This is a genomic window from Microbacterium sp. FG3, from assembly GCF_057809335.1.
The window spans coordinates 1-954 of the sequence record NZ_JBMDJT010000076.1; the positions used below are offsets into that span (position 1 = coordinate 1).

Here is a 954-nt window from a genome sequence, read left to right on the forward strand (position 1 = left end):
GGGAAATCGACTGGGTCGTCTCGATCGACTCCACGATCGCGCGCGTGCATCAGCACGGCGCGACCCTCGCCCGGGACACAGGGGGCTGTGCCGAATCACAAGAATCCGTGGTCCGAGCCGCCTGATCACGGGATCGGACGCTCCCGCGGCGGGCTGACGACCAAACTGCACCTGGTCTGCGACGGCCGCGGCCGGCCGCTGAGCATGATGATCACCGCCGGGAACATCAACGACACCACGATGATGAGCGCGGTGCTGGAGAACATCCGCGTTCCCCGCGACGGGAAGGGCCGCCCCCGCACCCGCCCCGACCGGGTGCTCGCCGACAAGGGGTACCCCTCAAGGGCGAACCGCGCCTGGCTCCGCGACCGGAGGATCGCGGCGACCATCCCCGAGCGGGACGACCAGATCGCGCACCGCCGCAAGAAGCCGGGCCGGCCGATCGCTTTCGGCGACAAGCAGAAGGAACGCTACAAGGGACGCAACGTCGTAGAACGCTGCTTCAACCGTCTCAAGCAGTGGCGCGGCATCGCGATGCGCTCGGACAAACTCGCCCGCAACTACCGAGCCGCCGTCAGCCTCGCCGCGGCGCTGATCTGGATCAAGACCGATCTCCGCTGAGCGCTTCGCGCTCCTGCAGCGTGCGCTCAAGCTGTCCCACCGTCGGCGCACCCGCAAAGCCGCGCTCGGTCAGATAGACCCTGCACGCCAAGTCGGCAGTGTTCCCCTGGGACGGGAACAAGTCCTGACCGTCCAGAAGAATCGTGGGCGAGCCCGCGAAACCAGAGCTCACCGCCTCAGCCTCGGTGCGGATCAACACGAACTCCACCGGAACATCGCCCCGTCCGATCGAGTCGAGCACCAGCCGTACTCGATCGCCCGCCTCCTGCCAATTCGGGCAATCCTCGATATGCAGCACCTGGATCTTCACACGCCCATTCTCCCGCGCAACTC

General features: G+C 67.0%; 2 protein-coding genes. One reads left to right on the forward strand and one right to left on the reverse strand.

The genetic code is table 11. The annotated features are described in order from the left end of the window. Nucleotides 1-87 precede the first annotated feature (87 nt). Nucleotides 88-621 (forward strand): IS5 family transposase, encoded by a 534-nt coding sequence (locus ACODR5_RS13510; protein WP_048809523.1) that lies wholly within the window; start codon nt 88-90, stop codon nt 619-621. On the opposite strand, the gene ACODR5_RS13515 is transcribed toward ACODR5_RS13510, so the two are convergent. Continuing rightward, a partial coding sequence (locus ACODR5_RS13515) for a hypothetical protein (RefSeq protein ID WP_488983912.1) occupies nt 602-954 on the reverse strand: 353 nt, incomplete at its 5' end. The two genes, ACODR5_RS13510 and ACODR5_RS13515, sit on opposite strands and share 20 nt — an antisense overlap.